This window comes from Enterobacter cloacae complex sp. HYC080_NIDB (genome assembly GCF_056673325.1).
The window spans coordinates 3,461,638-3,487,729 of the sequence record NZ_CP114212.1 but is presented as its reverse complement, the minus strand read 5'-3'; the positions used below and the strand labels follow the sequence as shown (position 1 = coordinate 3,487,729).

Annotated in this window: 25 protein-coding genes and 1 other RNA gene; 19 read left to right on the top strand and 7 right to left on the bottom strand. The window is 56.1% G+C overall.

Annotation, left to right across the window (positions count from 1 at the left end; genetic code table 11):
- Positions 1-175 precede the first annotated feature (175 nt).
- From hupB to O1723_RS16620, 6 genes are all read left to right on the top strand, one after another.
- Entirely contained in the window at positions 176-448 is a 273-nt protein-coding gene (gene hupB / locus O1723_RS16645) for a nucleoid-associated protein HU-beta (protein WP_002444653.1), read from the top strand.
- A gap of 212 nt (positions 449-660) precedes the next feature.
- Positions 661-2,532 carry a peptidylprolyl isomerase gene (gene ppiD / locus O1723_RS16640; protein WP_023336817.1) on the top strand — a complete coding sequence of 624 codons (1,872 nt, stop codon included), beginning with the start codon at positions 661-663 and terminating at the stop codon, positions 2,530-2,532.
- Positions 2,533-2,680: 148 nt separating this feature from the next.
- Positions 2,681-3,061, top strand: coding sequence for a helix-hairpin-helix domain-containing protein (locus O1723_RS16635; RefSeq protein WP_023336818.1), 381 nt, complete (start codon positions 2,681-2,683; stop codon positions 3,059-3,061).
- 99 nt (positions 3,062-3,160) lie between these two features.
- The gene (locus O1723_RS16630) at positions 3,161-3,559 is read left to right on the top strand and encodes a YbgC/FadM family acyl-CoA thioesterase (protein ID WP_023336819.1); all 399 of its coding nucleotides are present in this window, start codon (positions 3,161-3,163) and stop codon (positions 3,557-3,559) included.
- A gap of 48 nt (positions 3,560-3,607) precedes the next feature.
- Entirely contained in the window at positions 3,608-3,973 is a 366-nt protein-coding gene (locus O1723_RS16625) for a type II toxin-antitoxin system RelE/ParE family toxin (protein WP_023336820.1), read from the top strand.
- The gene (locus O1723_RS16620) at positions 3,945-4,274 is read left to right on the top strand and encodes an addiction module antidote protein (RefSeq protein ID WP_014882780.1); all 330 of its coding nucleotides are present in this window, start codon (positions 3,945-3,947) and stop codon (positions 4,272-4,274) included. Before O1723_RS16625 ends, O1723_RS16620 begins: the two co-directional genes overlap by 29 nt.
- Before the next feature lie 2 nt (positions 4,275-4,276).
- Here O1723_RS16620 and queC read toward each other — a convergent pair whose 3' ends face one another.
- Both queC and O1723_RS16610 read right to left on the bottom strand, forming a co-directional pair.
- Positions 4,277-4,972 carry a 7-cyano-7-deazaguanine synthase QueC gene (gene queC, locus O1723_RS16615; RefSeq protein ID WP_014882781.1) on the bottom strand — a complete coding sequence of 232 codons (696 nt, stop codon included), beginning with the start codon at positions 4,970-4,972 and terminating at the stop codon, positions 4,277-4,279.
- Between the two features lie 66 nt (positions 4,973-5,038).
- Complete coding sequence (locus O1723_RS16610) at positions 5,039-6,739, bottom strand: SgrR family transcriptional regulator (RefSeq protein WP_014882782.1); 1,701 nt, start codon at positions 6,737-6,739, stop codon at positions 5,039-5,041.
- Positions 6,740-6,839: 100 nt separating this feature from the next.
- On the opposite strand from O1723_RS16610, the gene cof reads away from it, so the two are divergent.
- The gene (gene cof / locus O1723_RS16605) at positions 6,840-7,658 is read left to right on the top strand and encodes an HMP-PP phosphatase (protein ID WP_014882783.1); all 819 of its coding nucleotides are present in this window, start codon (positions 6,840-6,842) and stop codon (positions 7,656-7,658) included.
- Positions 7,659-7,699: 41 nt separating this feature from the next.
- Here cof and O1723_RS16600 read toward each other — a convergent pair whose 3' ends face one another.
- Positions 7,700-8,746 carry a PLP-dependent cysteine synthase family protein gene (locus O1723_RS16600; RefSeq protein WP_014882784.1) on the bottom strand — a complete coding sequence of 349 codons (1,047 nt, stop codon included), beginning with the start codon at positions 8,744-8,746 and terminating at the stop codon, positions 7,700-7,702.
- A 115-nt stretch (positions 8,747-8,861) separates the two neighbouring features.
- Between O1723_RS16600 and O1723_RS16595 the strand changes: the two genes are divergently transcribed.
- From O1723_RS16595 to amtB, 5 genes are all read left to right on the top strand, one after another.
- Positions 8,862-9,320 carry an Lrp/AsnC family transcriptional regulator gene (locus tag O1723_RS16595; RefSeq protein WP_008503307.1) on the top strand — a complete coding sequence of 153 codons (459 nt, stop codon included), beginning with the start codon at positions 8,862-8,864 and terminating at the stop codon, positions 9,318-9,320.
- Positions 9,321-9,350: 30 nt separating this feature from the next.
- Positions 9,351-11,123 carry a SmdA family multidrug ABC transporter permease/ATP-binding protein gene (locus O1723_RS16590; protein WP_014882785.1) on the top strand — a complete coding sequence of 591 codons (1,773 nt, stop codon included), beginning with the start codon at positions 9,351-9,353 and terminating at the stop codon, positions 11,121-11,123.
- Positions 11,116-12,897, top strand: a complete 1,782-nt coding sequence (locus O1723_RS16585; protein ID WP_014882786.1) for a SmdB family multidrug efflux ABC transporter permease/ATP-binding protein — start codon at positions 11,116-11,118, stop codon at positions 12,895-12,897. Before O1723_RS16590 ends, O1723_RS16585 begins: the two co-directional genes overlap by 8 nt.
- Before the next feature lie 220 nt (positions 12,898-13,117).
- Positions 13,118-13,456 (top strand): P-II family nitrogen regulator, encoded by a 339-nt coding sequence (gene glnK / locus O1723_RS16580; RefSeq protein WP_008503304.1) that lies wholly within the window; start codon positions 13,118-13,120, stop codon positions 13,454-13,456.
- Positions 13,457-13,491: 35 nt separating this feature from the next.
- Complete coding sequence (gene amtB / locus O1723_RS16575; RefSeq protein WP_014882787.1) at positions 13,492-14,778, top strand: ammonium transporter AmtB; 1,287 nt, start codon at positions 13,492-13,494, stop codon at positions 14,776-14,778.
- A 95-nt stretch (positions 14,779-14,873) separates the two neighbouring features.
- Here the strand turns inward: amtB and tesB are convergent, their stop codons facing one another.
- Entirely contained in the window at positions 14,874-15,734 is an 861-nt protein-coding gene (tesB, locus tag O1723_RS16570; protein WP_014882788.1) for an acyl-CoA thioesterase II, read from the bottom strand.
- 203 nt (positions 15,735-15,937) lie between these two features.
- On the opposite strand from tesB, the gene O1723_RS16565 reads away from it, so the two are divergent.
- Positions 15,938-16,465 (top strand): YbaY family lipoprotein, encoded by a 528-nt coding sequence (locus O1723_RS16565; RefSeq protein WP_014882789.1) that lies wholly within the window; start codon positions 15,938-15,940, stop codon positions 16,463-16,465.
- 33 nt (positions 16,466-16,498) lie between these two features.
- Here the strand turns inward: O1723_RS16565 and O1723_RS16560 are convergent, their stop codons facing one another.
- A complete protein-coding gene (locus O1723_RS16560) occupies positions 16,499-16,810 on the bottom strand; it encodes an MGMT family protein (protein WP_014882790.1) in 312 nt (103 codons plus the stop codon).
- Positions 16,811-16,980: 170 nt separating this feature from the next.
- Here O1723_RS16560 and ffs point away from each other — a divergent pair.
- The 3 genes from ffs to O1723_RS16545 all read left to right on the top strand — a co-directional run bounded on the left by ffs (position 16,981) and on the right by O1723_RS16545 (position 17,802).
- An RNA gene (gene ffs / locus O1723_RS16555) (signal recognition particle sRNA small type) lies at positions 16,981-17,077 on the top strand.
- 261 nt (positions 17,078-17,338) lie between these two features.
- A complete protein-coding gene (locus O1723_RS16550; RefSeq protein ID WP_014882791.1) occupies positions 17,339-17,590 on the top strand; it encodes a hypothetical protein in 252 nt (83 codons plus the stop codon).
- On the top strand, positions 17,587-17,802 hold the full coding sequence (locus O1723_RS16545) for a hypothetical protein (RefSeq protein ID WP_023310588.1): 216 nt from the start codon (positions 17,587-17,589) through the stop codon (positions 17,800-17,802). The genes O1723_RS16550 and O1723_RS16545 overlap by 4 nt, the downstream gene beginning before the upstream one ends.
- An 81-nt stretch (positions 17,803-17,883) precedes the next feature.
- On the opposite strand, the gene yczR is transcribed toward O1723_RS16545, so the two are convergent.
- Positions 17,884-19,305: a MocR-like transcription factor YczR gene (gene yczR / locus O1723_RS16540; protein ID WP_014882792.1), complete on the bottom strand. Its 1,422-nt coding sequence runs from the start codon at positions 19,303-19,305 to the stop codon at positions 17,884-17,886.
- Between the two features lie 87 nt (positions 19,306-19,392).
- Here yczR and yczE point away from each other — a divergent pair, with 87 nt between their 5' ends.
- From yczE to O1723_RS16525, 3 genes are all read left to right on the top strand, one after another.
- Positions 19,393-20,004, top strand: coding sequence for a membrane protein YczE (yczE, locus tag O1723_RS16535; protein ID WP_014882793.1), 612 nt, complete (start codon positions 19,393-19,395; stop codon positions 20,002-20,004).
- Between the two features lie 76 nt (positions 20,005-20,080).
- Positions 20,081-21,151 carry a LacI family DNA-binding transcriptional regulator gene (locus O1723_RS16530; RefSeq protein WP_014882794.1) on the top strand — a complete coding sequence of 357 codons (1,071 nt, stop codon included), beginning with the start codon at positions 20,081-20,083 and terminating at the stop codon, positions 21,149-21,151.
- Between the two features lie 102 nt (positions 21,152-21,253).
- Positions 21,254-24,355, top strand: coding sequence for a beta-galactosidase (locus tag O1723_RS16525; protein ID WP_248190914.1), 3,102 nt, complete (start codon positions 21,254-21,256; stop codon positions 24,353-24,355).
- 37 nt (positions 24,356-24,392) lie between these two features.
- Here O1723_RS16525 and O1723_RS16520 read toward each other — a convergent pair whose 3' ends face one another.
- Positions 24,393-25,958 (bottom strand): EAL domain-containing protein, encoded by a 1,566-nt coding sequence (locus tag O1723_RS16520; RefSeq protein WP_023336824.1) that lies wholly within the window; start codon positions 25,956-25,958, stop codon positions 24,393-24,395.
- Positions 25,959-26,092: the final 134 nt, after the last annotated feature.

Genomic DNA, 26,092 nt, shown 5'->3' with positions numbered 1-26,092 from the left:
TGGTAAGGCATTTCGCACTTGCCAGCCTTTTTTTGTATAGCTAATTTAGATTGCTGATTAGGTCAGCCATCAACAACGGGTGTTGTAAGGTCATGGCAGGCCTGATATAACTGCTGCGCGGTCGCGTTGTGAAGGACTCAGACGCGATATAAATTATAAAGAGAGGAAGAGAACAGTGAATAAATCTCAACTGATTGACAAAATTGCTGCTGGTGCTGATATTTCTAAAGCTGCAGCTGGACGTGCGTTAGATGCATTAATTGCTTCTGTTACTGAATCTCTGCAGGCTGGAGACGACGTTGCACTGGTAGGCTTCGGTACTTTTGCTGTTAAAGAGCGTGCTGCCCGTACTGGCCGCAACCCTCAGACCGGTAAAGAGATCACCATTGCTGCTGCTAAAGTGCCGGGTTTCCGTGCAGGTAAAGCGCTGAAAGACGCAGTAAATTGATTGCTTTCCCGTTTCAGGGAAGCCGGAAAGTACAAGGGCGCATCATTTGATGTGCCTTTTTTGTTTGTCCAGACCTGATTTGTGCGAGTTTATGCGAGTTGTGGGCTGACAATCGCCCCGTTTTCTTGTCACAATACGCCTTTACGCGCGACGGGCAGGATTTTCCGTCAGCGTCAGGTAACCAGTCACCTACAGCGGAGTGTTGTTACACCATGATGGACAGCTTACGCACGGCTGCTAACAGTCTCGTGCTCAAGATTATTTTCGGTATCATTATCGTGTCGTTCATATTGACCGGCGTGAGCAGTTACCTTATTGGCGGTGGCGCGAACTATGCCGCAAAAGTGAATGGCCAGGAGATCAGCCGTGGTCAGTTCGAGAATGCTTTTGCCGGTGAACGTAACCGTATGCAGCAACAGCTGGGCGACCAATTCTCTGAACTGGCGGCGAATGAAGGGTATATGAAGACCCTGCGCCAACAGACGCTGAACCGTCTTATCGACGAAGCGTTACTGGATCAGTATGCCAAAAAGCTGGGTCTTGGCATCAGCGATGAGCAGGTGAAAAAAGCGATCTTCGCCACTCAGGCATTCCAGTCAAACGGTAAATTCGACAACGCACGTTACAATAGCATCGTCAACCAGATGGGCATGACGGCAGACCAATACGCTCAGGCGCTGCGTAACCAGCTGACCACTCAGCAGCTTATCAATGCCGTTGTGGGCACCGATTTCATGCTCAAAGGTGAGACGGAAGAGCTGGCCGCGCTGGTGGCGCAGCAGCGCGTTGTCCGTGAAGCGACCATTGATGTTAACGCCCTGGCGGCCAAACAGCAGGTCAGCGACGCGGAACTGAACGCCTGGTACGAGCAGAACAAAAATACCTTCGTTTCTCCAGAGCAGTTCCGCGTGAGCTACATCAAGCTGGATGCTGCCGGGCTGCAGGAAACGGCGTCTGATACAGAAATTCAGTCTTACTACGATCAGCATCAGGATCAGTTCACTCAGCCGCAGCGTAACCGCTACAGCGTGATTCAGACTAAAACCGAGGCTGACGCCAAAGCGGTACTGGATGAGCTGAATAAAGGGGCTGATTTCGCCACCCTCGCGAAAGCAAAATCCACCGATATTATCTCTGCCAAAAACGGCGGTGATATGGGCTGGCTGGAAGACGCAACCACGCCGGACGAACTAAAAAATGCGGGTCTGAAAGAGAAAGGCCAGCTTTCTGGTGTCATTAAGTCTTCCGTTGGTTTCCTGGTCGCGCGTCTGGACGACATCACCGCGGCGAAAACCAAGCCGCTGGCTGACGTTCGTGATGATATCGCGGCGAAAGTGAAACAGGAAAAAGCGCTGGATGCCTACTACGCACTTCAACAGAAGGTGAGCGATGCCGCCAGCAACGACAACGAATCGCTGGCGGGTGCTGAGCAGGCTGCTGGGGTGAAAGCGGTTGAGACGGGCTGGTTTGGTCGTGACAACCTGCCGGAAGAGCTGAACTTTAAACCGGTTTCAGACGCCATCTTTAACGGTGGTCTGGTGGGCGAGAACGGCACGCCAGGCAGCAACTCTGACATCATTACCGTCGACGGTGACCGTGCGTTCGTGCTGCGCGTCAGCGAGCACAAGCCGGAAGCGGTCAAACCGCTGGCAGAAGTGAAGGATCAGGTTGCCGCTCAGGTTAAGCACAACAAAGCGGAACAGCAGGCGAAACTGGATGCTGAGAAGATTCTGGCTGATCTGAAAGCGGGCAAAGACGATGCGCTGAAAGCGGCAGGCCTGAGCTTCGGTGAAGCGAAAACGCTGAGCCGTACCGGTCAGGACCCCATCAGCCAGGCTGCGTTTGGCCTGACTCTGCCTGCGAAGGACAAACCAAGCTTCGGCACCACCACCGATATGCAGGGTAACGTTGTTCTGCTGGCGCTGGACGAAGTAAAAGCCGGTACCCTGCCAGCAGCGCAGAAGAAGGCGATGGTTCAGGGCATTACCCAGAACAATGCTCAGATTGCTTTCGAAGCCATGATGAGCAACCTGCGTAAAGATGCCAAAATCAAGCTGGGCGATGTGATGACTCAGCAGCAATAATTACGTCTCTGCTCGCAGATTTTCGTAACGCTCTGCAAAAACTAAAGGCCGCTTTCGCGGCCTTTTCCATTTCTGCAATCTGCTGTTTGTAGCTGTTTTTCCGGGCGGCTATCGTGACGTGGCTGTCAACAAACAAGGAGAAAACAGCATGAAATGTGGAATCAAATCACTGTTAATTGCGCTGGCTATTGCCACCACCGGGATGACCACGAGCGCGCTGGCCGCGACGCCCGCAGCCAAAGCACAGACGGTGCAGAGCAAGTCTGACGCCTCAGCGTCAGTGCAAGGGCAATCCAAAGCGGCTGATGCCGGTAAAACGGCGGATGATGACGGTACGCGGGTCAGTATCAATTCGGCCTCTGCGGAAGATCTCGCCCGCGCATTGAACGGTGTCGGCCTGAAAAAAGCACAGGCCATCGTCAGCTACCGCGAAGAGTATGGTCCTTTCAAAACTGTCGACGACCTCAAACAGGTGCCGGGCATGGGCAGCGCGCTGGTGGAGCGTAACCTCTCACACCTGACGTTGTAATCTCACAATTACTTGCACTGCGGCGATAATTTGCCAGGATAAAGAGGTCATACCAGTTATGACCTCTGATCCTATAACAACAGTAAAGGCTATTGCGCTATGCAGACAAAAATCAAAGTACGCGGTTACCACCTTGATGTTTACCAGCACGTTAACAATGCCCGCTATCTTGAGTTCCTTGAAGAAGCGCGCTGGGACGGGCTGGAAAACAGCGAAAGCTTTCAGTGGTTGAGCGCGCATAACATCGCGTTCGTGGTCGTCAATATCAACATCAACTACCGCCGCCCGGCCGTGCTGGGCGATGTGCTCACGGTGACCAGTCAGGTGCAACAGCTCAACGGCAAGAGTGGTGTATTAAGCCAGGTGGTGACGCTCGATCCTGAAGGGCAGGTGGTGGCTGATGCACTGATCACCTTTGTCTGTATCGATCTGAAAACCCAGAAGGCTCTGCCGCTGGAAGGGGCATTGCGGGAGAAGCTGGAGTTGATGATCGTTTAGAAATTTTGTCTTTTATAAAAGACAAAACGTTTTTCCAGGGATAGAATCATGGACAGGGACTACGTTGTTGAACGCTACCGTACCCGTGACGGAAAAGTGCCATTTGAGGAGTGGGTAGCGAAGATGAAGCGAAAGGATCCGGAATTAGTGTTTCGGATTCTTTTGCGAATTGACCGTGCAGAGAAAGGGAACTTCGGCGATTACCGGTATCTCAGAGATGGTATCTGGGAATTGAAAATTGATTGTGGTCCCGGATATCGAATCTATTTTGCAGTACAACATCGGGAGATCCTATTGTTGCTGATTGGGGGTGACAAAAAGAGTCAAAGGACCGATGTGAAACTGGCAATTGATTACTGGAATGACCATCAAAAGGAGAAATCCGATGAGCAAAAGCGAACGAAAATTCTCTAGCTCCGTCAGTCACGATGAAGCCGTCGTAAAAATGCTTCGCGAAAACCCTTCCTACGCTCAGCTATATCTGCAGGTTGCGTTGGATGAGATTTATGAAGACCAGGGAATCCCTGCATACTTAATCGCGCTAAGACGTGTTATCGAATCCCGCGGTGGCATAGGTGAAATTGCTGCCAAATCCGGTCTGTCCCGCCAACAGTTATACCGAACCTTATCTGACAACGGCAACCCAACGCTGACGACGCTAATGAAAGTGACTCGTGCTGCCGGCGTAAAACTGTTCGACAGCACGGTTAAGTAGCGTTATTTAAGCCCGGTCTTTTGCTTCATTGCGGCCATCACGCCGGCTTTATCGGCCAGATAGTGGTTCAGCCCGTTAGCGCGAAGATTACAGGCCGCGCACTGGCCGCAACCGTCGCCTTTGATGCCGTTATAGCAGGTGAGGGTTTCACTGCGAACCAGATCCAGCTTGCCCCAGTAGTCCGCCAGGGCCCAGGTTTCGGCTTTATCCAGCCACATCAACGGCGTCTCAAAGCGCGTCTCTTTCGCCATGCCCAGATTGACGGCATGGTTTAATGCTTTCACGAATTCGTCACGGCAGTCCGGGTAGCCGGAGAAGTCTGTTTCGCATACGCCGGTGATTACCGCTTCGGCTTTCACCTGGTAGGCGTAGATCGCCGTCAGGGTCAGAAACAGAATATTGCGGCCCGGTACGAAGGTATTCGGAATGCCGCTGGCATCGGGTTCATAATCCGGTACAGGAATGCTGTCGCGGGTGAGGCTACTGACAGCCAGTTCATTTAACAGCGTAACGTCCAGCACCTTGTGCGCGCGTGCCCCCAGTTTGAGGGCCAGTTCACGGGCAACGTCGATTTCAGCGCGGTGGCGCTGACCATAATCGAAGGTCACACAGTGAACTTCATCATACTGATGAAGGGCCTGAACCAGGCAAGTAGTAGAGTCTTGTCCTCCGCTGAACACGACGACGGCACGTTTCATAAATCATCTCAACAGTTACGGTAAAAACGTTATGTTACCGCCTGGCTACGGCGGCGACCAGCTTCTTCACGATTTGGGGGCAGGCAGCCAGGCTTCGGTAAAATCAAACCAGCCGCGGGTGTTAAGGCGTATCCCGTTTACGCCTGGCGGCGCGCTGATTTGATACTGATAATTAAAGAGCGGCGTCAACACCGCGTTCTCCATTAAGCGGCTGAAAATGGCTTGCAGCCCCGCGTGTCGGTCCCGGGACTCGGCTTGGGCCTGCACCGCATCCAGCGTGGCTTGCAAATGGGCGTAAGCCGGTGCGCTTAACACATGCGGCCAAAGCGCATCACAGCGGAGCCACTGCTCAAGCGTATACGCTGGCGCTTCGCCAATCAGCTTATCTCCCATCATGATGTCTGCATCGGCAAGCTGCTGGCATCCATCCCACGTCTTCGCGTCGTGAAAGATGACGGTCAATTCACAACCCTGCAGGGCGAGGTACTCCTTCAGCTGGCTGGCCATGGTGTGAAGCTCAACGGGCAGATGATAAACCAGCGTCAACGCCTCAGGGAGGGCAATGTCCGTCAAATCAGGCCATTCCGGGATTGTCCAGCCGGGAAGCAGTTCATGAGTTGGCGTGATGAGCCCTTCGTTGAGCGGAAGCGTGTGCAGAAGCCTGGAGAGATGAATGATATTAATCAGCCGCTTTGCCTGGATCTCACTCAGCCGCGCGCTCTGTTTCAGCGTGAGATAACAGAAGCCCAGGCTGGTGCTGCTGCTCACCAGCCGCAGGCTTTCGAGCTCATCGGCCTCGCCAATGGCGATTTGCACCGGGTGGCGACAGCTGGTACCCAGCCTGTAATCAAAAAGCTGGGGAGTGATCCAGTACTCGATGGCCTTAAGCAGCGGATGACTCAGGTGGTACTGCTCATGGCTTTCCAGGCGTACCAGGTCGGGCTCAAAGAGGGTCAGCCGGAAGGGACCACTGCCGACGACCGGGCGATCGGGATGCGCCAGACGGCTACAGTAGGTTGCCAGCCTGTGCGCCAGCCAGTAGTCCGGTTGATGTAAAACAAACGTCAGACATTGCGGATGTGTGGTTTCGACAGACAAGACGCTCTGAAAAAGCGTTCGCATGATGGGCTGCGCTAACAACGCCGTCAGGCTTCGCTGGAGTTGCGCCGTTTCTATTTTATCGCCGTCATGCCAGTGCAGCGTGGAGCGAATATAGAAATGCCAGCGCAGCCCGTCAGCAGAGACCTCCCAGTGATGCGCCAGATCGCCGGTGGGTTCACTGCTGTTACCGTTAAATCGCGTCAAGCCTGAGAACACCTGTCCTGCCAGATGTTGCTCGGCCCGGCCCGGTAAAAAACCCGGCTGAAGGGGTTCCAGCGAGCGATAGTAGGGGATGCGCAGCGTCGGCGTGTCGTTTTGCCATTGCCCACCCAAAAACGGATGCAGTAACGAACGCAGCTCGTCAGGCGCAAGCTGGGCCAGCTCCAGCGCGTTATGCTGCTGTCCGCTCTTCAGCGCTTCTTCCATCATCATATTGCGCAGCGACTCAGGGGTGGCATGGAACGTCAGTTCGCCGCGCTTGCCGCGACCAGACTGCGCGCGCCAGCTCAGCCAGCCCGCCTCCTGAGCCTGACGCAGCAGCGTTCGGACATGCCGCTCGCTACAAAAACAGCGGGCTGCCAGCTCGCTGATAGTGACCTGCTGCGTCGCACCTTCGGACGGCTGCCATAAACGGTGATACTGGTTAAGACGGTTAAGCTGACGCATAGAAACCCGGAACAATAATTATCATCTATTCACTATTACTTCCGTATATCTCACCTGATACTGATGCACAAGTTAATCGCATCAAATTTCAGGAGTCATCATGGCCCGCCTCGCTGCATTTGATATGGACGGCACGCTGTTAATGCCGGATCACCGTCTGGGAGAGAAAACGCTGAGTGCCCTGAAGCGCCTGCGCGAGCGAGATGTCACTCTGACATTTGCCACCGGCCGACATGTTCTGGAGATGCGCCATTTACTGGGCGCGTTTTCTCTTGATGCTTTTCTGATCACCGGAAACGGAACGCGCATTCACACCGTCGAAGGGGAGGTACTGCACCGCCAGGATCTTAACCCGGAAGTGGCGGATATCGTCCTGCACAGCACCTGGGACACACAGGCCAGTGTCCACGTTTTTAACGATCAAGGCTGGTTTACCGGAAGCGAAATCCCCGAGTTACTGCATGCGCATGTCTATAGCGGTTTTAAATATCAGCTTATCGATCTGCGCCGGATCCCCGCCCACGCGGTGACCAAGATCTGCTTCTGTGGCGATCACGACGATCTGCGACGCCTGCGCATCCAGTTAAATGAGGCTCTCGGCAACCGGGCGCATCTGACCTTCTCGGCGGTAGATTGTCTGGAAGTATTACCCGTGGGCTGTAACAAAGGTTCCGCCCTGGCGGTACTGAGCGACCATCTGGGCTTAACGCTGCAGGATTGTATGGCATTTGGCGACGCCATGAATGACCGAGAGATGCTGGGCAGCGTGGGGCGCGGCTTGATTATGGGGAATGCGATGCCGCAGCTGATTGCCGAGCTTCCTCATCTGCCCGTTATCGGACACTGCGGTAACGAAGCGGTGTCCCATTTTTTGACTCATTGGCTGGACAACAACAACCTCCCTTATTCCCCCGAATAGCGAGCGCCTTCCAGCAAGCCAGACGTCGGTCTGGCTTTTTTTTATTTCAGCAGCTGTGCAATCTGCACTTTCCACGGCGTGATGTCGCCGATGTTAGCCTGTACCCATTCTGCATTGTAGTAGGTCTCAAGGTAGCGCTCGCCGCTGTCGCACAGCAGCGTGACGATGGAGCCGGTACGCCCTTCCTCACGCATGCGTGCCGCCAGATGCAGTGCGCCCCACATATTGGTGCCTGTCGATGCCCCGACTTTGCGGCCAAGCTGGGTTTCCAGCCAGTGTGCGGTTGCCACGCTGGCGGCATCCGGCACGCGAAGCATTTCATCCACTACATCCGGAATGAATGACGGTTCTACGCGCGGGCGGCCAATTCCTTCAATTTTACTGCCTGACGGGCTGCGAAGATCGGCATCGCGGCTCTGCCAGTAGTCGAGGAACACCGAGTTTTGCGGGTCAACCACCATCAGTTGGGTATCGTAGCCCTGACAGCGAATGTAGCGTCCTATGGTGGCTGAGGTGCCACCGGTACCGGCGCTCATCACAATGTACGACGGCACGGGGTGCGGCTCGTGGGTCATCTGGCGGAAAATACTGTCAGCGATGTTGTTATTGCCGCGCCAGTCCGTTGCGCGTTCGGCGAAGGTAAACTGGTCCATATAGTGGCCGTTGAGCTCACGGGCCAGCATTTCAGAGGCGGCGTAGATTTCGCAGGCACTCTCAACGAAGTGGCAGCGACCGCCGTAAAATTCGATCTGCTCGATTTTGCGTTTTGCAGTGCAGGAGGGCATCACCGCGATAAACGGCAGGCCCAGCAGGCGGGCAAAATAGGCTTCGGACACGGCGGTTGAACCGGACGAGGATTCAATAATGGTAGTGCCTTCTTTGATCCAGCCGTTACATAAACCGTATAAAAACAGTGAACGCGCCAGGCGATGCTTCAGGCTGCCGGTCGGATGGGTGCTTTCATCCTTCAGATAGAGCTGAATACCGTCAAATCCCGGCAGGGAAAGGCGGATCAGGTGGGTATCCGCCGAGCGCTGGTAGTCGGCATTGATTTCGCTGATGGCATGTTTAACCCAGGTGCTATTCATCGTAATTATCCGTTTGTCATTTTGTGCCCAGCATAGCGAAAAGCACAGAAAAAATTGTTGCTATCTGGCCTTTAAAATAGAATGAAGGGAGAAAAATTTTCTCTGTGAGGTGGGTATGCTAGATAAAATTGACCGTAAGCTCCTTTCCTTGCTGCAAAGTGACTGTACCCTCTCTTTGCAGGCGCTGGCAGATGCCGTTAATCTGACCACCACACCGTGCTGGAAGCGCCTTAAGAAGCTCGAAGATGATGGCATTTTGCTGGGGCGCGTCGCGCTGCTCGATCCCGAAAAACTGGGGCTTGGGTTGACGGCATTTGTGCTGATTAAAACCCAGCACCACAGCAGCGAGTGGTATTGCCGCTTTGTTACTCAGGTCTCTGAGATGCCCGAGGTGCTCGGTTTCTGGCGAATGGCCGGCGAGTACGATTACCTGATGCGCGTCCAGGTGGCAGACATGAAGCGCTATGATGACTTCTACAAGCGGCTGGTTAACAGCGTCCCGGGCTTATCAGACGTCACCTCAAGCTTCGCCATGGAACAGATTAAGTACACCACAGCCTTACCCATTGAATAACTTCGTAAAAAACCTTCAGGAACAAACCGCGTGCGATTATTTGCCCAATTAAGCTGGTACTTTCGTCGGGAGTGGCAACGCTACCTCGGTGCAGTGGCCCTGCTTATTATCATTGCCATTCTGCAGCTGATCCCGCCGAAAGTGGTTGGGTACGTCGTGGATGGCGTCACCGAACAGCATTACACCACCGCACGGGTGTTGATGTGGGTCGGCACGCTGGTGCTGACGGCCGTCATTGTTTATCTCCTGCGCTACGTCTGGCGCGTGCTGCTGTTTGGTGCGTCCTATCAGTTGGCCGTTGAGCTGCGTGAAGATTTTTACCGCCAGCTGAGCCGACAGCATCCCGAATTTTATCTGCGCCATCGCACCGGGGACCTCATCGCCCGTGCCACGAACGATGTCGATCGCGTGGTCTTCGCCGCCGGAGAAGGGGTATTAACGCTGGTGGATTCGCTGGTGATGGGCTGTGCGGTATTGATTGTCATGTCCACGCAGATCAGCTGGCAGTTGACCCTTCTGGCGCTGCTGCCGATGCCGCTGATGGCATTGGCGATCAATCGCTACGGCGAACAGCTGCACGAGCGCTTCAAACTGGCGCAGGCGGCATTTTCGTCTCTGAACGATCGCACTCAGGAGAGCATGACCAGCATTCGCATGATCAAAGCCTTTGGTCTGGAGGACCGGCAGTCCGCGCTGTTTGCCGCCGATGCGGCAGACACGGGGGCGAAGAACATGCGCGTCGCGCGCATTGACGCCCGTTTTGACCCGACAATCTATGTTGCGATTGGCATGGCCAACCTGCTGGCTATCGGAGGCGGTAGCTGGATGGTGGTACAGGGGACGTTAACCCTGGGACAATTGACCAGTTTTGCGATGTATCTCGGGCTGATGATCTGGCCGATGCTGGCTTTAGCCTGGATGTTCAACATTGTGGAGCGGGGCAGCGCCGCCTACAGCCGCATTCGCGCCATGCTGGCCGAAGCGCCGGTGGTGACTGACGGCAGCGAAGCGGTCCCGGAAGGGCGCGGCGTGACGAAGGTCGACGTCCGTCAATTTGTCTATCCGCAGACGGCGCATCCGGTACTGGAGAACGTCAGCTTTACGCTTCAGCCCGGCCAGATGTTGGGTATTTGTGGTCCGACGGGGGCCGGAAAAAGTACCGTCCTCTCTCTGCTCCAGCGCCACTTTGACGTCACCGAAGGGGATATTCGTTTCCATGATATCCCCCTGAAGAACCTGCTGCTGGATGAGTGGCGTGGCCGCCTGGCGGTGGTCAGCCAGACGCCGTTTTTATTTTCGGACACCGTGGCGAATAACATCGCCCTCGGATGCCCTGCGGCGACGCAGGAGGAGATCGAGCATGTGGCGCGTTTAGCCAGCGTGCATGATGATATTTTGCGTCTGCCGCAGGGGTACGAAACGGAAGTCGGGGAGCGTGGCGTCATGCTGTCCGGCGGGCAGAAACAGCGTATTTCGATTGCCCGTGCGCTGCTGCTGAATGCCGAAATCCTGATCCTGGATGATGCGCTCTCCGCTGTGGATGGCCGTACCGAGCACCAGATCCTGCATAACCTGCGTCAGTGGGGTGACGGTCGCACGGTGATTATCAGCGCTCACCGTTTGTCGGCGCTGACCGAAGCCAGCGAAATTCTGGTGTTGCAGCACGGGCACATTGCCCAGCGCGGGCAGCATGAAAATCTTGTTGAGCAACCGGGCTGGTATCGCGATATGTATCGCTATCAACAGCTTGAAGCGGCGCTGGACGATGCCCCCGAACAGAATGAGGAGGCCGCTAATGCGTAAGCTCGGAACGATGTGGCCGACGCTCAAACGTCTGCTGGCCTACGGCTCGCCGTGGCGTAAACCGCTGTCCGTGGCCGTGCTTTTACTCTGGATAGCGGCGATTGCAGAAGTGAGCGGGCCACTGCTCATCAGTTACTTTATCGACAATATGGTCGCCAAAAGCTACCTGCCCCTGGGGCTGGTGGCGGGTTTAGGCGTCGCTTACGTTGGGTTACAGCTGACGGCGGCAGGGCTGCACTATGCGCAGTCGCTGCTGTTTAATCGCGCAGCCGTCGGTGTCGTTCAGCAGCTGCGTACGGATGTGATGGACGCCGCGCTTCGCCAGCCGCTCAGCGAGTTTGATATTCAGCCGGTCGGGCAGGTTATTTCCCGGGTAACCAACGATACCGAGGTGATCCGCGATCTGTACGTCACCGTGGTGGCGACGGTCCTCCGCAGCGCGGCGCTGATTGGTGCGATGCTGGTGGCAATGTTCAGTCTCGACTGGCGCATGGCGCTGGTGGCGATCACGATCTTCCCGGCGGTGCTGATCGTCATGGTCATCTACCAGCGCTACAGCACGCCAATCGTGCGTCGTGTACGAGCCTATCTGGCCGACATCAACGATGGCTTCAACGAAGTCATCAACGGCATGAGCGTTATCCAGCAGTTCCGCCAGCAGGCGCGCTTTGGTGAACGGATGGGCGAAGCCAGCCGCTCGCACTATATGGCACGCATGCAGACGCTGCGGCTTGACGGTTTTTTGCTGCGTCCGCTGCTGAGCCTTTTCTCTGCGCTGGTGCTTTGCGGTCTCCTGATGCTGTTTGGGCTGAGCGCTAACGGTACGATTGAAGTAGGTGTGCTGTACGCCTTTATTAGCTATCTGGGGCGCCTTAACGAACCGCTGATCGAGCTCACCACCCAGCAGTCTATGCTGCAACAGGCGGTGGTCGCCGGTGAGCGTGTGTTCGAGCTGATGGACAGGCCGCGACAGGCCTACGGCAACGATGAGCGACCTTTGCAAAGCGGTGCCATTGATTTTGATAATGTCTCGTTTGCCTATCGCGAAGACCGGCTGGTGTTGCAGGATATCTCACTTGATGTTCCGTCGCGTGGTTTCGTGGCGCTGGTGGGCCATACGGGAAGCGGTAAGAGTACCCTCGCCAGCCTGTTAATGGGTTACTACCCGGTTACGCACGGTGAAATCCGGATCGACGGACGTCCGCTCGCGTCTCTTAGCCACAACGTGTTGCGTAAAGGCGTCGCGATGGTGCAGCAGGATCCGGTCGTCCTGGCCGATACCTTCTATGCGAACGTGACCCTGGGGCGGGACTACACGCAGGAGCAGGTCTGGGAGGTACTGGAAAAAGTGCAGCTGGCGGATCTGGCGCGCGGGTTTAGTGAGGGGATCAATACGAAGCTGGGCGAGCAGGGGAACAATCTCTCCGTCGGGCAAAAACAGCTCCTCGCCCTGGCGCGGGTGTTGATTGAAACGCCGCAGGTTCTGATTCTGGATGAAGCGACAGCCAGTATTGACTCCGGTACCGAGCAGGCCATCCAGCAGGCGCTGTCGGCCGTGCGTGACCATACGACGCTGGTGGTGATTGCCCACCGTCTTTCCACCATCGTTGATGCCGATACCATTCTGGTGCTACATCGCGGCCAGGCCGTTGAACGGGGTACGCACCGTGAACTGCTGGAAGCCAAGGGACGTTACTGGCAGATGTATCAGCTTCAGCTGGCAGGCGAAGAGCTGGCGGCCAGCGTGCGTGAGGAAGAATCGCTGAGCGCCTGATGCACCAAAATGAGGCGACGCGCTAACAGTCATTCCTGTTGGTGCAAAACGGAAACGCACCCTGCACCGGCATGGTGCGTTTTTTTTCACCGGTTCGTTTATCAAGGCCGTGTAGCGCTCTTTGCACCGCAGTTCCTTCTGGTTTTCATTTCTGGCACACCCCTTGCAATACCTTCTGCGTAAGCTGCGGCCATTACCGAATTCTGACTGGAGGGGATCTATGAAGCTGGTTACGGTTGTAATCAAACCATTCAAACTCGAAGACGTGCGTGAAGCGTTGTCTTCCATGGGTATTCAGGGACTGACTGTCACCGAAGTGAAAGGCTTTGGTCGTCAGAAGGGTCATGCCGAGCTTTACCGCGGGGCGGAATACAGCGTTAACTTTCTGCCAAAAGTAAAAATTGATGTCGCGATTGCTGACGATCAGCTTGATGAAGTCATTGATGTCATTAGCAAAGCGGCCTACACAGGCAAAATTGGCGACGGCAAAATTTTCGTTGCCGAACTGCAGCGCGTCATTCGCATTCGTACCGGCGAATCTGACGAAGCGGCACTGTAAGTAACTCCTGGCACACAGTGATAGGGATCGAGAAAATGAAGATAGCAACACTTAAAACGGGTCTGGGTTCGCTGGCACTGCTGCCGGGCCTCGCGCTGGCTGCCCCTGCGGTGGCAGATAAAGCCGATAACGCCTTTATGATGATCAGCACCGCGCTGGTGCTGTTCATGTCAATTCCGGGGATTGCCCTGTTCTACGGCGGTCTGATCCGTGGCAAAAACGTTCTCTCCATGCTGACCCAGGTAGCCGTGACCTTCGCACTGGTCTGCGTGCTGTGGGTGGTTTACGGTTACTCGCTGGCCTTTGGCACCGGCAACGCCTTCTTCGGTAACTTTGACTGGGTGATGCTGAAAAATATTGAGCTGACCGCGCTGATGGGCAGTTTCTACCAGTATATTCACGTTGCGTTCCAGGGCTCGTTCGCCTGCATCACCGTCGGGCTGATTGTAGGCGCGCTGGCCGAGCGTATTCGTTTCTCTGCCGTTCTGATCTTTGTGGTGGTCTGGCTGACGCTCTCCTATGTGCCGATTGCGCACATGGTCTGGGGCGGCGGTCTGCTGGCAACGCACGGCGCGCTGGACTTCGCGGGCGGTACCGTCGTACATATCAACGCCGCGGTAGCGGGTCTGGTTGGCGCATACCTGATTGGCAAACGCGTGGGCTTCGGTAAAGAAGCGTTCAAACCGCACAACCTGCCGATGGTCTTTACCGGTACCGCGATCCTCTACTTTGGCTGGTTTGGCTTCAACGCCGGGTCTGCAAGCGCAGCAAACGAAATCGCCGCGCTGGCCTTCGTGAACACCGTCGTGGCCACAGCCGGTGCGATCCTCTCCTGGGTCTTCGGTGAGTGGGCGGTGCGCGGTAAACCTTCCCTGCTGGGTGCATGTTCTGGCGCAATCGCGGGCCTGGTCGGTATCACGCCTGCCTGTGGTTATGTGGGTGTCGGTGGTGCGCTGCTGGTAGGTTTGGTTGCAGGTCTTGCAGGTCTGTGGGGCGTTACGGCACTGAAACGCGTGCTGCGCGTTGATGACCCTTGCGATGTATTTGGGGTGCACGGTGTGTGCGGCATCGTCGGCTGTATCATGACCGGTATCTTCGCCGCGAAATCGCTGGGTGGCGTGGGCTATGCAGAAGGTGTCACTATGGTTCATCAGGTACTGGTGCAGCTGGAAAGTATTGCTATCACCGTGGTGTGGTCTGCCGTTGTCGCTTTTATTGGCTACAAGCTGGCGGACATGACTGTGGGTCTGCGCGTACCGGAAGAGCAGGAGCGCGAAGGTCTGGATGTGAACAGCCACGGCGAGAATGCGTATAACGCATAACCAACAGCAAAACGGCAATCTCGATTGCCGTTTTTAATGTTTATTCCCTCTCCCTGTGGGAGAGGGCCAGGGTGAGGGCATCAGGCCGCACGTTATTAACCGCGATTACGCATTACCCCTTCCTGCACCGTTGAAGCGACCAGCACGCCGTCCTGCGTATAAAACTCTCCACGCACAAACCCGCGAGCGCTCGATGCCGACGTACTCTCCACGCTGTAAAGCAGCCACTCATTCATGTTGAAGGGACGGTGGAACCACATGGAGTGGTCGATGGTCGCGACCTGCATCCCTTTTTCGAGGAACCCGACGCCGTGCGGCTGCAGTGCCACCGGCAGAAAGTTAAAATCTGACGCATACCCGAGCAGATACTGATGCACGCGGAAATCTTCCGGCACGGTACCGTTGGCGCGGATCCAGACCTGACGTTTCGGCTCGGCGGTGTGACCCTTCATCGGGTTATGGAACTCGACGGGGCGGATCTCCAGCGGTTTATCGCACAGAAATTTCTCTTTGACCTGTGGCGGAAGCAGATGCGCCAGCGCACGGGCGATATCGGTCTCTGATTTGAGCGTGTCTGGCGACGGTGCCGGCGGCATCGTTTTCTGATGCTCGTATCCCGGTTCCGGTGCCTGGAACGAGGCGGTCATATAGAAGATGGGCTTACCGTTCTGAATGGCCGCCACGCGGCGGGCACTGAAACTATTACCGTCACGCAGAACTTCAACATCATACACAATCGGTTTTGCGCTATCGCCAGGGCGTAAGAAATAGCTGTGGAACGAATGCACCAGACGGTCTGCCGGGACGGTCTCCTTTGCCGCGTACAGCGCTTGTCCAACGACTTGCCCACCGAAGACCTGGCGCAAGCCTAAATCTTCACTCTGTCCGCGAAAGAGTCCTTCCTCAATTTTTTCCAGATTCAGTAATGTCAGCAGATTGTTCAGTGCCTGACTCATAGTTGTCCTCAATAAACGCCGTAGCGAAAGATAGGCAGAGTATAACGCAGAAATGTAAGTGGTCCGATGGGTAGAATAATCTTAATATCGGCACGTTTTCAGGCATTAATCGGTGATCTGTGCCACACTTGAACACGTTATGTGATTGAAACGACATCGGATGGGATCGATCCCGCTGGTGCATTGATGATAAGGAGACTTCAATGAAACTCGTGCCTATGCTAAGTGGTGTAGCTATTGCGGTGGCGTTGTCCGCCTGTGCCGGTAAGAGCGCCCAGGTGCCGGTACCTGCAGCCGATCCGAACGGGATTAATACCCTTTCACAGCAATCCATTCAGCAGCCTAATGTTTCCGGTACCATCTGGATCAAACAGAGAGTCGCTTTGCCGCCGGATGCGGTATTAACGGTCACGCTGTCTGATGCTTCTCTGGCCGACGCGCCGTCGAAAGTCCTGGCTCAGCGTGCGGTTCGTACTGAAGGTAAGCAGGCGCCATTTAGCTTCGTGCTGCCATATAACCCGTCAGACGTACAGCCGAATGCCCGTATCCTGCTGAGTGCCGCGGTAACGATCAACGATAAGCTGGTCTTTATTACCGATACGGTTCAGGAAGCCATTAACCACGGTGGGACTAAAGTCGACCTGAATCTGGTTCCCGTACAGCAAACCGAAGTGCCGGTTGCTCCACAGACCAATCAGCCGTCCCTGCCAACCCCACCGACCCAGATGTAATTGTTGCTATCACCCTCTCCTTCGGGGGAGGGGTTAGTACACCCAGCGGTACTTTTGCAAATCAATCTGTCCCGATCCCGATACCTGCACACCCTCTGACAGTAATGCCTGGCGCTGACGCTGGAGATCCGGTCCGGTCAGCGAGATGGCACCATGACGATTCACCACGCGATGCCAGGGCAGCGTGCTTCCTTCCGGCAGCCGTTTAAGAACGCCGCCTACCTGTCGCGCCGCGCGCGGTGAACCGGCCAGCTGTGCGACATCACCATAGGTTGTGACGTAGCCTTCCGGGATTGAGGCCACAATTTGCCATACGCGCTGGGGAAAGGAGTCGTGTTCGTCCATACCTGCACCTGCGGGGATCATCTGAACAGCCATGGTAAACGAAGATTGCCCTGATTGCTGCGTCTGTTTGCGCAATAAACCAGCATCCGGTTCCGGGTCGCTTGCAATTGGGTCTTCGCACAGGGATAATGCGCCAGCGCGTTGGTTATCAACGCTCTCAATGGGGGCTCTGTTGGTTCTCCCGCAACGCTACTCTGTTCACCAGGTCAGGTCCGGAAGGAAGCAGCCAGGGCAGACGACGTGGGTGCCGGGATGTAGCTGGCAGGGCCCCCACCCATTTACGGCCTCGTACAAACCTTCCTGCGTTACCTCTCTCTGTAGTCATTATTCCACAATACTATAACGCCTATACGCTGTAATATATATTTCATCGTGCTGAAATATTATTGTCATAAACCTGTAATAATAGACTGGCATTTTATAATTGGACGTCTATTTAACACCAAAATTCAAAAAAATATAAATCTGGATAACAGTGTTAACTTCGTGTATTACATAAAGTACTTATTCCGAAGGGAAGTGACAAACATGGCTACTGCGGTTTTAAATGTTAAAATTGACGACGCGCTAAAAGAAAGGCTTCGCCACTATGCGGAAGCGAATAACGAGAATTTAAGCGTGACCACAGAGAAACTGCTGTTGCTGGCGTTTGAAGCAGTAGAAGAGGCGGGAGTATCGGAAGAAGATATTGATAATCAGCATACGGAAGAAGAGAGTGTTTCTCCTTTTACTCCTAAAGAAATCAAAGCACTACGTAAACTTCTGAAGAAGAGAAAATGAAACAACAACTGTCAACTGCCAGTGACTACAACGAGGCCTGCGATCTCTTGCGCTCAGGCTATGTGAAGCATGTACGTCTTGGCTGGAATGTTGGAAGCGATGAGTTCTTTCGTATTGCGTCTGACTGGTGTGATACCGGTGCAAAAATAAAGAAAGACGGTGATAACTTCGTTATTTCGTTGAAAGGTTTCCCTATTCCTCCGCAACATTAATTGTTGTCCAGTGAAAACTGCTGACTGCATATATTACAGTCAGCAGTTTTTATTTTATGATCCCCTTCAAACTTTTTATTCTTAAACCAGACTGCGTTTGATGGCCGGCTCATTTGAATGTAATGCACGCCATAAGGGTTTAATCCGCAGTAACGCCGCTTCCATTTCCGCTGGCTCCAGCGAGAAGGGCATGCGCAAAAAGCGGTCAAACGCCCCCGATAAGCCAAACCGTGTGCCCGTTCCCAGGTTAATCCCGATGATTTCTGCCCGCGCGGCAAGCTGTGTCGCCAGCATGCCGGGAAGTTCGATCCAGTAAGACAGTCCGCCTTCCGCCTCATGGAATCGCCACTCGGGAAAATGTTCACGCAGCAGTTCACTGCATCGATCGCGCCGTTCCGCAAGCATCTTGCGGCGAGCGGGCAGAAAACGTTCGCTATTGTTGATAAGCCACAGCGTCGCCAGTTGCTCCAGCAGCGGCGAGCCCAGATCAAGCGTATCCCGCGTCTGGGCGAGGGTGGCGATGGTACGTGAAGAGGCGCGGATCCAGCCGAGACGCAGCCCGCCCCAGAAGCTTTTTCCGGCGGAGCCTAATGTCATGACGGTTGCCTCCCGGTTAAATGATGCCAGCGGTGGCGGTGGGGGCGAGTCAAACCAGAGATCGACCATCGTTTCATCTACAACCAGCGTCGTGCGGGTTTGTGCGGCAATATCGGCGATCGCCTGACGGGTGGCGATATCCATACAACGCCCGGTTGGGTTGTGAAAATCAGGCATCAGGTAAGCCAGGCGCGGTGCAGTCTGGGCAAGCGTGGCGGCAAAACCATCCGTGTCCCAGCCTGTATCCGGCAGCGACACCCCAACGGGCCGGCACTGCGCCCCCTGAATGGCGGCAATCGCCAGCGGATAGGTAGGGTGATCGACCACGACGCGATCTCCCGGCCCGGTTAACATCCGCAATATCAGCGCAAAACCGCTGACGGCACCGTTGACCACCATGACTTCGTCTGCGCGGGTGGGAAGACCCCGTTCGGTATAGCGTGCCGCTATAGCTTCCCGAAGCGCAGGCAGCCCAAGCTGGTCGTAGCCCGTCAGCGAGAGGTGCTGGGTAATAGCCGTCAGCGCGTGGGTATAAGCCTGGTGGATCTCTGGCCCGGCATTGAGGGCGGCAGTGGAGAGATCCAGTGCGGCACTCGCCGCTGAAAGGGTAGGAACGGCGCGCGTATCCGGGAGGATCACGCGCGACCCGCTGCCGTGGCGGCTTTCAAGATATCCCTCCTCGCGCAGATGGGCGAGGGCACTGCTGACGGTGGTCCGGCTCACGTCCAGCGCCGTAGCCAGCTCACGCTCACCCGGCAGTCGCGTATTTAATGCCAGTCGGCCATCAAGGATTAACAGACGCAACGCGTCAGCCAGCTGGCGCCAGAGCGGGGTGCGGGATGAAGCTTGCTGCCAGTGGCCTAAAAGGCGTACCAGAGACTGACTTCCAAAGCGGCGTGATGACATATGCAGTCCACTATTTGAAAACTGGACATTAATCATAGTGCCATTTTAGGTCAGGATGAAAGCCTGGTTATCGGGAGAAGATAAAAAATGGTACGTCGTCTGCTACAACTTTATGTCGGTTTGGGTCTGTATGGCCTCTCTACCACGATGTTTATTCGCTCGGATCTGGGGGTTGATCCGTGGGATGTATTTCACCTTGGCGTCGGGCTACAGCTGGGGATGAGTATCGGGACGGTGATCATTTTGACCGGCGCTGCGGTGCTGCTGCTGTGGATCCCCCTGCGCCAGATGCCCGGACTCGGCACGATCAGTAACGTGATTTGTATCGGTCTGGCGGCAGACGCCAGCATGGCGCTCATCCCCGAGCTGAGTTCGTTACCTGTGCGAATCGCTTTCCTGGTATCGGGCATTGTGATGAACGCGATTGCCACCAGTATGTACATTGGTGCCGGTTTCGGGCCCGGCCCGCGCGATGGTCTGATGACAGGCATTCACGCCCGGCTGGGCTGGTCCATTCGCAGCGTGCGAACCACAATCGAAGTGTCCGTCCTGCTGATTGGGTGCGTGCTTGGCGGTACGTTTGGCGTAGGAACCGTACTGTATGCCCTGACCATTGGTCCGCTTATTCAGCTCTGTATGCCCTGGTTCCGCCAGAAGTCGCGCAATGAGAACGTTCCTCAGCCGGAACGGGTTGTTTAATTTGCGAAGCGCTCACATGTTTTAACGGCATCACTGTGGCAGAATAGTCGCTTCGACTATCGCGATGCCAGAATGCATGAAAGCAATCACTCTCTATGATGTCGCCTCCCTTGCGGGGGTTTCTTATCAGACCGTTTCCCGCGTGATTAACGACGCGGAGCATGTCTCTGCCCGCACGCGGGAAAAGGTGCAGCAGGCAATGGCGGAACTGCACTATGTGCCTAACCTGCGGGCACAACAGCTGGCGGGTAAACGCACCCGTACGCTGGGTCTTATTACGACCGATCTGGCGCTGCACGCGCCTTCACAAATCGTCTCGGCGGTAAAATCCCGGGCAGCGGAACAGGGGGCGAGTGTCCTCATTTCCATGGTAGAGCAACCGCACCAGTGTCAGGCCGCGCTTCAGGCGTTGCTGGCGCAGCGGGTGGAAGCACTGCTGGTCAATGTGCCGCTTGACGATCCTCACGCCGAACAGCTCAGGGCGCTGGCATCGCCCGTTCCGGTGCTGTTTCTGGATGTATCGCCCTCAGCGCAGGTAAACAGCCTCGTGTTTAACGCAGAGGAGGGGGCGCGTCTGGGCGTTGAGCATCTGCTTTCGCTGGGGCATCAGCATATTGCTTTGTTGAGCGGACCGGAAAGCTCGGTCTCTGCGCGTGCGCGTCTGGCCGGATGGCAAGCGACGCTGGCACAGGCCGGCCTTGACGCGGTTGCCGTGGAATACGGTGACTGGAGCGCGGCCAGCGGTTATGAGAAAGGGCATATGCTGCTGTCGGGTACGGTATTGCCGGAGGCGATTCTGGTGGCGAACGATCAAATGGCGCTTGGGGTGATGCGCGCCTGCGCCGAAAAAGGGGTAGCGATCCCTGGCCAGCTATCGGTAGTCGGGTTTGACGATACGGCCGACAGTGCCTGGTTTTCGCCGCCGCTGACGACCGTTCGCCAGGCGTTTCGCCAGGCGGGCGAACGCAGCGTGACGTGGCTGCTGGATCCCCTCCAGGGCGATGCGTGCTGGCAGGTTCAGCTGCCGGTTACGCTGGTGATCCGTCACTCCACCGCGCGCCGCCATCCGCAGCAGGCCGAACAAGAGGATCTGGCGGAGCAGCTCAGACGCCTGGCTCTCCTGGCAGAGCAGCTTGCGCGTAAATAAAACTTTGTGATCTGACTCGCTGCTCCGCGATGGAATGCTTTACCCTCGCTCAGTGCCAGGGCATGTTAACCAAAATTGTGAGCGCTTCGCAAAGAGGTTAGTATGCCCAACACTTTATCACCGACATCACCGACGCTCGGTGCCATTCTGGTCCGACGGGACTGGGAAAACCCCGGCGTTACCCAGTGGAACCGGCTGGCGGCTCATGCGCCGTTACACAGCTGGCGCCATGAATCCTCGGCCCTGGACGACGAGGAGTCAGTCAGCAGACGTTCTCTTAACGGGGCGTGGCGGTTTAATTATTTTCCTGCACCCGAGCAAGTCCCGGAGGCATGGGTAACGGAAGATTGCGCGGACGCCGTTGCGATGCCCGTGCCGTCTAACTGGCAAATGCAGGGGTTTGACACGCCCATCTACACCAACGTCACCTATCCCATTCCCGTCACGCCGCCTTTTGTTCCGCAAGAGAACCCAACCGGATGTTACTCGCTCACATTTGAGGTGGATGACGCCTGGCTCCACGGCGGGCAAACCCGCATTATCTTTGACGGCGTGAACTCGGCGTTTCATCTTTGGTGCAACGGACAGTGGATAGGCTATTCCCAGGACAGCCGCTTGCCCGCCGAATTCGATCTCTCGGCGGCGCAGCGCGCCGGGGAGAACCGCTTGGCGGTCATGGTACTGCGCTGGTGCGACGGCAGTTATCTTGAAGACCAGGACATGTGGCGGATGAGCGGCATTTTCCGCGACGTCACTTTGCTGCATAAACCCGAAACGCAGATCGCCGATTACCATGTGTTGACGGACCTGAACGCTGAGCTTGACCGCGCGGTGCTGAAAGTGGCGGTCGCACTGACAGGCGCTCGCTACGCGGAGTGCGATGTCACGATAACGCTGTGGCGCAACGGTGAACGCTGTGCCAGCGCGACCCAGCGGCCAGGCTCTGCCATTGTGGACGAGCGCGGCGGCTGGGCTGAGCGGTTAACGGTGGCGATCCCCGTCGAGCACCCTGCGCTGTGGAGTGCTGAAACGCCGGAACTGTATCGCCTGACGATTGCGCTTCTCAACTCGCAGGGTGAGGTGGTCGAGGTCGAGGCATGCGACGTTGGCTTCCGCCGCGTTGACGTCAGCAATGGCCTGCTCAAGCTCAACGGTAAACCGCTGCTGATCCGCGGCGTTAACCGACATGAGCACCACCCTGAAAACGGCCAGGTGATGGATGAAGCAACCATGCGTCGCGATATCGAAATCATGAAGCAGCACAACTTCAACGCCGTGCGCTGCTCGCACTATCCTAATCATCCGCTGTGGTACCGGCTTTGCGATCGTTATGGGCTGTACGTCGTTGACGAAGCGAATATCGAAACGCACGGTATGGTGCCGATGAGCCGCCTGGCTGACGATCCGCGCTGGCTACCTGCCATGAGCGAGCGCGTGACCCGCATGGTGCAGCGCGACCGAAATCATCCTTCGATTATTATCTGGTCGCTGGGCAATGAAACCGGTCACGGTGCGAACCACGATGCGCTGTACCGCTGGCTGAAAACCACCGACCCGATGCGCCCGGTGCAGTATGAAGGCGGCGGGGCGAATACGGCAGCGACCGATATTGTCTGCCCGATGTACGCCCGGGTCGATCAGGATCAGCCTTTCCCGGCAGTCCCTAAATGGTCAATCAAGAAATGGATCGGCATGCCGGATGAAACGCGTCCGCTGATCCTCTGCGAATACGCCCACGCGATGGGCAACAGCTTTGGTGGGTTTGCGAAATACTGGCAGGCGTTTCGCAATCATCCTCGCCTGCAGGGCGGGTTTGTCTGGGACTGGGTCGATCAGGCCCTGACGAAGCAAGACGAAAAGGGTAACGCGTTCTGGGCGTACGGCGGAGACTTTGGTGATAAGCCGAACGATCGGCAGTTCTGCCTCAATGGTCTGGTATTCCCCGACCGTACCCCGCATCCGGCGCTGTACGAAGCGCAGCGCGCCCAGCAGTTCTTTACCTTTACGCTGGTGAGCACTGCTCCGCTGGTGATTGAGGTGCAAAGCGGCTACCTGTTCCGCCACACCGATAACGAGGTGCTGTGTTGGACGATTGCACGTGATGGAGAGGTGCTGGCCGCGGGCGAGGTCACGCTCGCGATGGCTCCCGAGGGCACCCAGCGTCTGGAGCTCGATCTGCCTGCGCCGAAGGCCGGGCCGGGAGAGGTTTGGCTGAATGTTGAGGTTCGCCAGCCGCGGGCAACGCCGTGGTCACCGGCTGGCCATCGCTGCGCGTGGGAGCAGTGGCCGCTCCCGGTTCCTCTCTTTATTGCGCCGACAGTGTCTGCGGGCGAACCTCCCGTGTTGACGCAACATGACCTCATGCTGGAGATAACGCATCAGCAGCAGCGCTGGCAGTTCGATTGCACTTCCGGAAACCTGACCCAATGGTGGCGAGATGGCGTGGCACTGTTGATTTCACCCGTGACGGATAGCTTCAGCCGCGCGCCGTTGGATAATGACATTGGCGTGAGCGAAGCGACGAAAATCGATCCGAACGCGTGGGTTGAACGCTGGAAAGCAGCGGGTATGTACGATCTCACCTCCCGCGTACTGTCCTGTGATGCAGAGCAGCATGCTCGCGAGGTGGTGGTCAATACCCTGCATGTCTGGGAGTACCAGGGCAAAGCGCTGTTCCTGAGCCGTAAAACCTGGCGGGTGGACGAGCAGGGCGTTCTGCATGGTGATATTCAGGTCGATATGGCGTCTGATATCCCGGAACCCGCGCGGATTGGCCTGAGCGTTCATCTCGCCGAAGCGCCGGAAAACGTTCACTGGCTGGGGCTGGGGCCGCACGAAAATTACCCGGACAGAAAGCTGGCGGCACAGCAGGGGCGCTGGACATTGCCCCTGGAGGCGATGCACACGCCGTATATCTTCCCGACGGAAAATGGTTTGCGCTGCGATACCCGCGAACTTGTGGCAGGAACGCATCTGCTGAATGGTCAGTTCCACTTCTCAATAAGCCGCTACAGCCAGCAGCAGTTGCGCGAGACAACCCATCACCACCTGTTACGTGAAGAGCCGGGGTGTTGGCTCAACCTCGACGCGTTCCACATGGGCGTGGGCGGCGATGACTCCTGGAGCCCCAGCGTCTCGCCGGAATTTCTCCTGCAGACGCGCCAGCTTCGTTATCGCTTCAGCTGGCGTCAGAAGGCGGTCTGACGGGCAGTCCCGCGGCCATATTTTGTGTCCGCGGGGCTTAGTCAGAATACTTCCCGAGGTTATTTTCTGCCCACAGAATAAATTCCGTCTTTGGTAGCGCCTTACTGTAAAACCATCCCTGTCCATACTGCACCCCATGACGGTGCAGCCACGCGAGCTGCCCTTCAGTCTCGACACCCTCCGCCACCATCGCCAGCTTCAGCGATTTCGCCATTTCAATAATGTGCGGCGTGACGTTTTTGTACTCCAGCGCATCCACGAACGATTTATCAATTTTGAGCGTATCTACGTCGAGATCCTGCAGATAGCTCAGGCTGGAGTAGCCCGTGCCAAAGTCATCAATATAGACAGGGTGACCGGAATGACGTAGCGCGGCGATAGCCGGGGCGCTGATTTTAGGGTCGGCAAAACCGCGTTCGGTGAGCTCAAGGGCGATCTGTCGGGGATGAATTTGCCATTTATTCATTAACTGACTCAGCAACGGTGGCAGTTTTCCGGAGGTCAAATCGGCGGGGGCGAGATTAATGGAGATATGCTGATCGGGGTGGTGTTGCAACCAGTGGCCCATATCTTCAAACACTTTTTCAATGACTAACTGCGTGAGCTGCGAGATGAGCCCGGTTTGTTCAGCAAGGGGAACAAAAATATCCGGCGAGAGGCTGCTGCCATCCGGCTGAGGCCAGCGCGCCAGCGCCTCTGCCCCCACCACTTTCCCGCTACAGAGCGCCACGATGGGCTGATAGTGAACCACAAAATCCCGGCTGTTAATGGCGTCAAGCAGGCGATTGCGGGGCGACTGGATGCGACGCAGTATCCGCAAGACAAACAGTGCGGCGAGCAAGCTTATCAACATGCCAAACGGTAACCAGAAAAGGAGTTGCCTGTGCCAGGTATCAGCCAAAGGTTTGAGCGGAGCCCAGGTCACGACGTTAAAGCCCAACTCAGGGACAGGCTTCATCACGTACATTGAACCGTTGTACTGGACGCGGTCTCCCTCTCGTTCCTGAATCATCTCGCGGATATGCGGCGCGAGTGGATTAGTGCTGGCAAAAATGCGGTGTGTTGCGGTTCCGACCAGGGCTGCGTCGATGGCTATTTCCCCGAAGGGGATCACATCCACCAGCGAGTCAGGATCGATCATGACAAGGTAGCGGCCTTTGCCCAGCACAACCATGTAGCGGTGAAATCCCAGATCGTTTTGCGCCGTCAGCCATGCGCTGTAACCATCCCGGGTAATGCGCGTTGGTGGGGGGAAGGGGGAGGCATGGCTGGATTGCTCCAGCGAGGAGCAGCGTGGTTTCAGGTTGTCGGTATAGATCGCTTCCTGGACATATCGCCAGGAAAACGCGGCCCGGCGCATCTCTTTTAAATGCGAAGGGCTGCACGGCACGCCGTCATACGTTTGCAGATGATTAAGCGCATCTTTTGCCTGAGCCAAGACCCTGTCGGTTCGTATCAGCACACGAGAAGCATAGTTATCCAGCGCATCGACAAATTTCTCTTCCGCCTGGCGATGCGCCAGCCAGATGCTCAGGCAAATGGGAACCAGCACAGAAAAGATAAGTATGCCAGTCACCAGACTGACCAGATGTCGGGTATTCATGCTGTCGTTTCCTTTCTCATATGTCGAAATCCGGACGCTGAGTTCCCTGCCTGAAGAGAAAGATTTTACCGCGAAATGATACAGTTATAGCACGTGGGCGGCCTGGTTTTTATTTTATCTCAGGTAAACCTGTA